We start from the raw sequence: 7,628 nt of genomic DNA, 5'->3' as shown, positions 1-7,628 counted from the left end.
GGGGGGTTTTGGCCCCCCCCCCACCCACCCACCACGAAGCCGCGCGGCTTACCCCCAGGTCGTGGGTGCCTAAATGGCGCCGCCCCCCCCCCCGCGGCGGCCCCCGGCGGCCGCACCCGACGATCAGTGGTTGTGCTCCGCCTCGTTGGCGGCGCGCAGGGCGTCGAGGGTGATCCCGTTGCCGGCCGAGTCCTTGATCGTGATCTTCTCCATGACGGCCGCGAGCGCCTTGCCCCGCCGCACGTCGCCGAAGACGGCGGCGGCCGCGCCGGAGCGCACCAGCTGGTCGTAGTACTGCTGCGGGGCCATCCCGGCACGCTGCGCCCGGTGCACGATCTCGTGCCCGAACTCGTCGTCGGAGACCTGGACGTCCTCGGCGTCGGCGAGCGTGTCCAGCAGGAGCTGGACCTTGACGCCCTCCATCGCCGCCTCGGTCAGCTCGGCGTCGATCTGCTCCTCGGTCTTGTCCTCGGCAGCGAGGTACTCCTCCATCGAGGCGCCGATCCGCTCCAGCTGGTCGACCATCGCCTGCTTGCGGCTCTCGACCTCCTCGCGGACGACACCCTCCGGGGCCGGGATCTCGGCGGCCTCGACGAGCTGGGCCAGGGCCTTGTCCCGAGCGGCGTAGATCTGCTCGACCTGCTTGCCCTGGGTGACCCGCGCCCGCAGGTCACCGCGCAGCTCGTCGATCGTGTCGAACTCGCTCGCCATCTGGGCGAACTCGTCGTTCAGCTCCGGCAGCTCCTTCTCCTTGACCGTGCGCACGGTCACCGCCACCTCGGCGTCCCGACCGGCGAAGTCGCCGCCGACCAGCTGGGTGGTGAAGGTGGTGTCGTCGCCGGCGGCGAGGCCGACCACGGCCTCGTCCAGGCCCGGCAGGAGCTGCTTGCTGCCCACCTCGTGGGAGATGTTGCTCGCCTGGCCGCCCGGCACGTCCTCGCCGTCGACGGTGGCGTTGAGGTCGATCTGGACGTAGTCACCCTCGGCGGCGGCCCGCTCGACGGTCTTGAGGGTCGCGAAACGCTCCCGCAGGTTCTTCACCTGCTCGTCGATCTCGCTCTCGTCGATCTGCAGCTCGTCGACGGTCACCTCGATGGTGCTCGCGTCCGGGATGGTGATCTCCGGGCGGACGTCGACCTCGGCCGTGAAGTTCAGCGAGTCACCGTCGTTGAACTCGGTGATCTCGACCTCCGGGCGCCCCAGCGTCTTGAGGTCGTGCTCACGCACCGCGGCGAGGATGTTCTCCGGGATGGCCTCCTGGACCGCCTCGTTGAGGACGGTGCCCCGGCCCACCCGCTGGTCGATCACCGCGGTCGGGACCTTGCCCCGGCGGAAGCCCGGAACCTGGACCTGCGAACCGATCTCCCGGTACGCCTTCTTGAGGCTCGGCTCGAGCTCGACGAACGGCACCTCGATGGCGAGCCGCACGCGCGTCGGGCTCAGAGTCTCGACGGTGCTCTTCACAGGCGTACTCCTTGACGGATCTCAGTTGAGTCTGGGCGTGATTCAGCCCATCGAGTGTAGGCGAGCCGGCCTGACGCTCCGGCATCGCCCGGGAGCCGCACTGGGCGGCACCCGGGGCGGCCCGGCCGCGGACGACAGTCGGGGTGGCGGGATTTGAACCCACGGCCCCTCGCTCCCAAAGCGAGTGCGCTACCAAGCTGCGCCACACCCCGTGGCGACGTGCAGTCTATGCCGTCGCCACGCCTCAGTCGGTGCCGGGGCACCAGGCACCCGGACAGAACCCCCGAAAATTACCATTCCACCCCGGACGTGCCGCGCCAAGATCCGCACAACGGTCCCCATGATCCGCACAACTTCACGGATGTGGTGGCCTCGACGAGCCGCGAGGCCACCACATCACGGATGTTGTGCGGATCATGGCGGCGCCGTGCCGCGGCACCGGAGACGACACGGCACCGCGGGGGGCGGTGGCGCGGTTACGCGTCGGGCACCGGCATTGGGTACGCTAGGGGCGCGTCCTGTTTCGGCGGGATGCACGCGGGCGTAGCTCAATGGTAGAGCTTCAGTCTTCCAAACTGACTACGCGAGTTCGATTCTCGTCGCCCGCTCCAACGCCCTCCGGCCCAGGTCGGAGGGCACTTTTGTGCGCGGCGGGGTGCGCGGAGCACGTCCTGTACAACCCCCCGCCGCCCACCGGCCGGGGCACCGGAGGTGCGGCGTGGGGCTCCTGGTCGCCTCGGTCTTCTCGGGATTCTTCTGGTGGTGGGCTGTCGGCGCCACCACCCTCGGGGTTGCCGTCCTCGTCCTCGTGCCCCTCACGGCGCGCCGCTGAGAAGGCCCCCGCACCTCGTGCGCGCTACGAGGCGAGGGCTGACACAGCAAGGCCCAGGTGGACCGCACGGTGGCGGCACCTGGACCCACTCGGCGAGGCCGAGGTGCGGTGTCACTTCAGGTGGAACCGTTCGTCGACCGCGAGAGCCGCCAACTGCGGCACCGAGAACGGCAGCTTCGTCAACGCCGGCCGGCTCTCGTCCAGCCGCACGCCCTGGGCCACGAAGACCACCACGCCGTCCGGGTGCCGGTACGCCGACCACTGGTCGAGCCGATCGTCACTGCCCGGTCGAACCACCACGCCGACCTGCACGGCTCCAACGGTCTCGACCCGGCACTCGCCGCGCATGCCCCAGAATTTCTGGGCCAGGTCGCACGGCTCGGTCGGCATCGGGTTGCCGGCTTCGTGCACCTCGACGATCACGCGCCCGGTGCCCTTGCCCTGGGCCACGGCCACCGAGGACGAGTAGCTCCACACGTCGATGCCGTTCACCTTCTCCTCGAACTGCGCCTGGTGGGTCCGCAGCGTCCGCTCCTCGGCGGGCAGGCTCGACGGGTCCTCAGGCGCGCTGTAGCCCGAAGGTATGACCGAGACCGCCTCGCTGAGCAGGTGAACTCCCTGGTCGTGCTTGGACCCGGCCCGCGCGGTCCGGTCCTCCTGTGGTTGACCGTCCGGCCCGGTCGGCCACGGCTCCTTGGTGTCCCCCGACGCGTTTGGAGCCAGTGGCCCCTGACCCGCCGGTTCGTAGACGAGGCCGTCCGGAGTGGTGACGGCCGCGAAGCCGGTGACCGCCAGCACGACAGCCGCCGATCCGAGGGACGCCCACACCGCGCGCCGGCGGAACTGCGTCCGCCGAGCCGCGCCGAGCGCGGCTGTCGTACTCAATGGTGGTGGCGGGGTTCTGCCCGCCATCTCGCTGCGCAGCCCCTCGCGCAACTCTTCCTCGTTCATCGCTTCCCCATCTCGATTCCGCTGTAGGTGGGTGACAGGAGGCCGCGCAGCGTGTCGAGCCCGCGTGCCGCCTGGCTCTTCACCGTCCCTGGAGAGCACTCCAGCAGCGCCGCGACGTCCTCGATCGACAGGTCCTCCCAGTACCGCAGAACCAGCACGGCCCGTTGGCGCGGTGCGACCCGCGCCAGCGCCTGGAGCAGCACCAGTCGGCTCTCCGGCGAGTCGGGCGGGGCCACCTGCTCGGCATCCTCGCCACCCACCCGTTCACGCCGCCACCAGCCGCGGCGGCGCTCGTCGAGGAAGGTCCGGATCAGGATCTGGCGCAGGTAGCTGTCGAGCACCTCGTGCCGCGAGATCCGGTTCCAGACCCGGTAGAGCTTGACGAACGCGGTCTGGACCAGGTCTTCGGCACGGTGCCAGTCGCCGCACAGCAGGTACGCGGTGCCGCGCATGGCACTCGACCGTGCCGCGAAGTACTCGGCGAACGCCTCGTCGCGATCGCTCATTCAGGCCTCCGATCCCCGTTTCGAGTTAGTCACGCGGGGTCTGGCCCAGGGGGTTGCTCCGGAACTCCCGAACGTGTCACCGGATCAACGAACCTCCACCTTGACAGGTGTCGATCTATGCACTGGTGTAAGGACCAAGCACATCGACGTCCGTCACAGGAGGGCACATGATCGTCCGACGACGGTGGACAGCTGCCGCCACCACAGTGATCCTGTTCAGCGCAGTGTTGTCCCATCCCGGTTCCGGAGCGGCGGCCCCCGCCGCCCCGGCCGCCCCGATCACTCTGAGCGCCACCGAAACCGCAGTGGTCCGAGTTCAGCTCCGCGATCAGGCCCAGTTGGACCGGCTCGTCGCCACCGGCGCGGACCTGGCCAACCGGCCCCGGGCACGGGACGGCCGGATCCTCGCCGACCTGGTGCTCAGCGGGGCGCAGCTCGCCGAACTGACCGCGCAGGGCGCGACGGCCGTGCAGATCGTGCAGCGCGCCGGGGACGGCAGCCGGCACTACGCCGACAGCGTTCGCGCGGCTCAGGCCCGTACCGCCGCCGGACTGCGTACGCCGGCCGCTGGCCAGCGGTCCACCGCCGCCGCTGCCGTGGACACCCTCCAGGTGCAGCAGGCGTACTGGTGGACCACCACCGGGCAGACCTTCCTTCAGGCCCAGGTGGCCACCACCGCCACCGACGACCCGGACGTGGAGATCACCGTCAGTTGGCGGACGGCGGACGGCGCCACCGGCTCGTTCCCGCTGTACCGGTTCGAGGACTCCGGCGAGTACCAGTACCACTACGCACTCCCTCAGCCGGTGCCGAGCCGACCGGTTCAGCTGAGCGCCACCTCCAGCCTCGGCGGGGTCAGCCGGGCGGTCACGCCGACGCTCTGGCCGAACGCCTCACCGCCGCCGCTGCCCGCCGGCTACCAGAAGGACTTCATCGACGCGTACCTCACGCCGGTGGACATCCAGGCGCGGATCAAGCGGCTGGCCCGCCAGTACCGGGACCTGGTGGACGTGATCGACCTGCCGAACAAGACCCAGGGCTACCGGCGCAACGCCACCGGCTACCTCGGTGACCCGGCGGTGGCCGCCCTGGTGGTCGAGTCGGTCCGCTTCGGCGACCAGAACATGAACGGCGTACAGGTACGGACGGTCGACCCGGGCCGGGCGAACCGGCCACTGACCGTCGGCTACCGCGACCGCGTCCTCACCGTGTCACTGGCCACCGACACCGCGGGAAAGACGGTGAGCACCACCGACGAGGTCGCGGCGGCGATCAACGCCCGTCAACCGGACCGGTTCCGGGCCACCGTCGAGGACGGCTCGGCCGGGCTGCCCATGCCCGTCGCCGGCCCCACCCGACTCGACGACGGCCTCCAGGGGACCGAGGTGCCGGCGCGGCCGTGGACGGTGCAGGCGCTGCGCCTCGGCGTACACCGGGACGGCTCCCGGGTGGGGGTGCTCGCGTACTCCCAGGAACACGCCCGGGAGTGGGCCACCCCACTGGTGACGCTGGAGTTCGCCGAGCGGATGCTGGCCAACGCCCGGACCGACCCGGCCACCCGTGAGCTGCTGGAGCAGGTCGACATCTTCGTCATCCCGATGGTCAACCCGGACGGTGCGAACTACTCGTTCAACGACTTCAACATGCAGCGCAAGAACCTCGTCAACCACTGCACCGGGGCGGCCCGCGACCCGAAGAACCGCACCTCGTGGGGCGTCGACATCAACCGTAACTACACCGTCGGGTCGTTCTTCGACGGGTACGTGGGCGCCAGCGCCAACTGCCTGTCCGGTACCTACGCGGGCACCGCCGAACTGTCCGAGGCGGAGAGCCGCAACGTGATCGCGCTCGCCGAAAACCACCCGAACATCAAGTTCGCGATGAACGTGCACTCCTACGGCGGGTACTTCATGTGGCCGCCGGGGGCGTACCGGGCCGACGGCAGGGTCACCCTGCCGCGACCGTCGATCGACGAGTCGACGCTGTTCCTCAACAGCGCCCGGCGGATCGTCGGCGCCATCGCCCAGGAGCGCGGCACCGTCACCTGGCCGTCGCAGACCGGTCCGGTCGCCGATGTGCTCTACTCCGCCGCCGGCAACTCGGCCGACCAGCTCTACTACGAGCTGGGCATCTTCGCCTGGGACTTCGAGGTCGGCAACGACCGGTGGAACCCGGCGACCAACCAGTGGGAGGGCGTCGGCTTCCAGCCGCCGTTCGACGAGGCGCACGGCGAGTCCCAGGAGTACGCCGGCGGGCTGGTGGAGATGGTCCGGGTCGCCCGCGACTACGCCGCCGCCGAGGCGGCCGCCGGCTGACCCGCGGGTCCCGTACCGCCGCCGGCTGCGGCCGGCGGCGGTACGGCCCATGACGCGCGACCCCCGGTGACGGACGGTAAGCCGATGGTGATCACAGACGTTGACGTGTTTTCATGTCAGCACGCCTGCGCCAACCCGGGACATCGATGACTGAGCAACCCGCACCTGATCACCTCGTTGTGGTCGACGTGTTGACGCAGGGTCTGAGCCACCTGCTACGCGACGAGGATCCGGAACTGGCCCGATGGATCGAGGAACTGGTCGCGACCCTGAAGAGTCCCCGGCAGACGACGCTGGCCGGCTGGAACAGCTTCCTCGACCCCGGCGCCGACTCCACCTGACCCGGTCGGAGTTCGCCCGCCTGGCCGACGGGCGGGCGGGCCCGGCTTCCATCCGCGGTCTGCGACGGGCCCAACGCAACCGCACGATGCTCGTCCTCAAGAGCCTCGCCGACACCGACGACGCGTTGGCGGCGCCGGCGCACCTGCTCGGCCACGCCCACCGCCTCGACCCCGCCGCCGCGGACCTGCTGCTCGATCATCCGTGGCTGGCCGTCTGGGCCATCGATCGGGTCCGGCACGGCAGCACCGGCCGACCGGACTACCTCCCGTTCGCGGCGCTCGCGGCGGCCACCCTGAGCGGATGGTCGGACGCGGCGGTGCCGGTCACGCCATGTGCCGGGCTGGTGCCCGTGCCGGGCCTCGGGGTGCTGCGCCGACGCGGCGGCAGCACGACGTTGACGCCGGCCGACCTGAGCGGGCGACAGTGGAGGCCCACCCGCTGGTGGCGCTTCACCGACCAGTCGGTCACCCTCGACCTCCGCGTCGACGACCTGGACCCCTACCGTGACTGCTTCGGGCTACCGGTCGCCGCCCGGCTCTCCCCACCACGCGCCGCCGAGCTGGAACGGTCCGTCGGGCACGCCTGGCACCTGCTCGTCGCGTACGCCCCGACGCACGCCGCCGAGGTGGCCGCCGGGATCAGCACGTTCGTGCCGCTGGCCGGCGGCACCGAGCGCGGGCACAGCGTCACGCACGCCGACGCCTTCGGGGCGTTCGCCGCCGACGCCGACCTCGACCCGGTGGACCTGGCCGTGACGATGGTGCACGAGCTGCAACACAGCAAACTCAACGCCGTCCTCGGCCTGGTCCAGCTCCACGAACCGGCCGACCCGGTGCGATACTTCGCGCCCTGGCGTCCCGACCCGCGCCCGATCGGCGGGCTGCTGCACGGCACGTACGCGTTCACGGCCGTCGCCGAGGTGTGGGCCGCGCTGCGCGACCACCCGGAACTGGCGGCGCAGGCCACCGCGCGGTTCGCTGTGGTGCGGGCGCAACTGGAGCGGGCCCTGGTCGAACTCGCCCACGCCGGAAGTCTCACCTCGGCCGGGCGGCTCTGGACAGATCGCCTGGCCGACCGGATCGGTCAACTGGCCGCCGTGCCGGTCCCGGCGTCCGCCGACGCCGCCGGGCGGCGGGAGGTGGCGGAGGCCGAGCGGACACGTCGGCCGACGATCACCACCGGCTGAACCCACGGCTCGCGCAGCGCCTTCGCCTCCGG

At 71.1% G+C, this 7,628-nt stretch carries 6 protein-coding genes and 2 tRNA genes; 4 read left to right on the top strand and 4 right to left on the bottom strand.

Annotation, left to right across the window (positions count from 1 at the left end; all coding sequences use genetic code 11):
• Window positions 1–123: 123 nt before the first annotated feature.
• Both tig and ACFYL6_RS32455 read right to left on the bottom strand, forming a co-directional pair.
• Entirely contained in the window at window positions 124–1,464 is a 1,341-nt protein-coding gene (gene tig / locus ACFYL6_RS32460) for a trigger factor (protein WP_387177031.1), read from the bottom strand.
• Between the two features lie 138 nt (window positions 1,465–1,602).
• Window positions 1,603–1,676: transfer RNA gene (locus ACFYL6_RS32455), tRNA-Pro, on the bottom strand.
• Window positions 1,677–2,001: 325 nt separating this feature from the next.
• On the opposite strand from ACFYL6_RS32455, the gene ACFYL6_RS32450 reads away from it, so the two are divergent.
• Window positions 2,002–2,075: transfer RNA gene (locus ACFYL6_RS32450), tRNA-Gly, on the top strand.
• A gap of 332 nt (window positions 2,076–2,407) precedes the next feature.
• Here ACFYL6_RS32450 and ACFYL6_RS32445 read toward each other — a convergent pair.
• Window positions 2,408–3,247 carry a hypothetical protein gene (locus ACFYL6_RS32445; protein WP_387177030.1) on the bottom strand — a complete coding sequence of 280 codons (840 nt, stop codon included), beginning with the start codon at window positions 3,245–3,247 and terminating at the stop codon, window positions 2,408–2,410.
• Entirely contained in the window at window positions 3,244–3,753 is a 510-nt protein-coding gene (locus tag ACFYL6_RS32440) for a SigE family RNA polymerase sigma factor (protein WP_387177029.1), read from the bottom strand. Before ACFYL6_RS32440 ends, ACFYL6_RS32445 begins: the two co-directional genes overlap by 4 nt.
• Before the next feature lie 167 nt (window positions 3,754–3,920).
• Here ACFYL6_RS32440 and ACFYL6_RS32435 point away from each other — a divergent pair, with 167 nt between their 5' ends.
• The 3 genes from ACFYL6_RS32435 to ACFYL6_RS32425 all read left to right on the top strand — a co-directional run bounded on the left by ACFYL6_RS32435 (window position 3,921) and on the right by ACFYL6_RS32425 (window position 7,596).
• Window positions 3,921–6,068: a M14 family zinc carboxypeptidase gene (locus tag ACFYL6_RS32435; RefSeq protein ID WP_387177028.1), complete on the top strand. Its 2,148-nt coding sequence runs from the start codon at window positions 3,921–3,923 to the stop codon at window positions 6,066–6,068.
• A gap of 146 nt (window positions 6,069–6,214) precedes the next feature.
• Entirely contained in the window at window positions 6,215–6,409 is a 195-nt protein-coding gene (locus ACFYL6_RS32430; RefSeq protein ID WP_387177027.1) for a hypothetical protein, read from the top strand.
• 86 nt (window positions 6,410–6,495) lie between these two features.
• Entirely contained in the window at window positions 6,496–7,596 is a 1,101-nt protein-coding gene (locus tag ACFYL6_RS32425) for an aKG-HExxH-type peptide beta-hydroxylase (protein ID WP_387177026.1), read from the top strand.
• The last annotated feature ends 32 nt before the right edge of the window (window positions 7,597–7,628 follow it).

This window comes from Micromonospora sp. NPDC007208 (assembly GCF_042869175.1).
Lineage (GTDB): Bacteria > Actinomycetota > Actinomycetes > Mycobacteriales > Micromonosporaceae > Micromonospora > Micromonospora foliorum.
The sequence above is the reverse complement of the archived record's forward strand: the minus strand, read 5'-3'. Positions and strand labels throughout refer to the sequence as shown.

Coding starts and splice junctions, on each gene's coding strand:
- ACFYL6_RS32445 (WP_387177030.1), bottom strand. CDS start 3,247: ATGAACGAGGAAGAGTTGCGCGAGGGGCTGCGCAGCGAGATGGCGGGC.
- ACFYL6_RS32440 (WP_387177029.1), bottom strand. CDS start 3,753: ATGAGCGATCGCGACGAGGCGTTCGCCGAGTACTTCGCGGCACGGTCG.
- ACFYL6_RS32435 (WP_387177028.1), top strand. CDS start 3,921: ATGATCGTCCGACGACGGTGGACAGCTGCCGCCACCACAGTGATCCTG.
- ACFYL6_RS32430 (WP_387177027.1), top strand. CDS start 6,215: ATGACTGAGCAACCCGCACCTGATCACCTCGTTGTGGTCGACGTGTTG.
- ACFYL6_RS32425 (WP_387177026.1), top strand. CDS start 6,496: ATGCTCGTCCTCAAGAGCCTCGCCGACACCGACGACGCGTTGGCGGCG.